1 protein-coding gene is annotated in these 970 nt (G+C 44.7%); it reads left to right on the top strand.

Going from position 1 to position 970, the window contains the following annotated elements; translation table 11 throughout:
* Nucleotides 1-96: 96 nt before the first annotated feature.
* The gene (locus tag ACKRDP_RS09855; protein ID WP_409154616.1) at nucleotides 97-951 is read left to right on the top strand and encodes a PAS domain-containing protein; all 855 of its coding nucleotides are present in this window, start codon (nucleotides 97-99) and stop codon (nucleotides 949-951) included.
* The last annotated feature ends 19 nt before the right edge of the window (nucleotides 952-970 follow it).

Here is a 970-nt window from a genome sequence, read left to right as displayed (position 1 = left end):
CATGGCGGTAATTTCTTACAATCTCCATAGGCTCTGGAGTGCAGGGATGCTATAACTTGCAACTTGCGTTATAATATGGATGCTAAAATCACGGGCATGGATTACTCGGCACTTGACCTTATACCGGAACCGGTCCTTGTAGTGGACGAAGAGCACCGTGTTATATTTGCCAACAAAAAGGCAAGGGAAACATACGGTGAAGGTCCAGAAACATGCTATCAGCTTTCTCACTCTTTTGAAAAGCCCTGCTACGAACAGGAGGGACATCCTTGTCCAGTAAAGAACATAAGAGAGTCTGGTTTTGAAAAGTCTGGCGTTGTCCATGTTCATAAAGCTGAGAGGGGTGAAAGATACTTTTATGTGATAGCGGGACACAACTCTGAGAAGGGAATTTACACAGAACTTCATATAGACCTTTTTGACCTTATGGAGAATCTCAAGCTCAGCGGACAGAGACCCGAATTTCTTCTTTCTGCAGGACCAGTGGTCTTCTTTCAGTGGAAAAAGGCAGAAGGATGGCCTGTAGAATTTGTTTCACCAAGCGTGTTTGAACTTCTTGGATACACGCCAGAGGATTTTGTGTCCGGAAGGATAAAGTATGCGGAGCTGATACACCCAGAAGACCTGGAGAGAGTGTCTCAGGAAGTTATGTATCACACTGAGAAGAAATCATCCTTCTGGACGCATAAGGAATACAGGCTTAGAAGAGTAGACGGGAGATACATATGGGTTCTTGACCACACTGTGCCCTTGCTTGACAATGCTGGGCAGGTGGTGGGCTATTACGGTTACCTGCTGGACATAACGGAAAAGCATGAGCAAGAAGAGCTCTTTCATGTTCTTGCGGAATCAAACCCTTATGCTGTGCTTGTGTATGATTTCTGGGAAAATAAAATAACGCAAGTTGCAAGTTATAGCATCCCTGCACTCCAGAGCCTATGGAGATTGTAAGAAATTACCGCCATGTAGA

The organism is Pampinifervens navoyensis (assembly GCF_046159715.1).
Lineage (GTDB): Bacteria > Aquificota > Aquificia > Aquificales > Aquificaceae > Pampinifervens.
The sequence above is the reverse complement of the archived record's forward strand: the minus strand, read 5'-3'. Positions and strand labels throughout refer to the sequence as shown.

Coding starts and splice junctions, on each gene's coding strand:
- ACKRDP_RS09855 (WP_409154616.1), top strand. CDS start 97: ATGGATTACTCGGCACTTGACCTTATACCGGAACCGGTCCTTGTAGTG.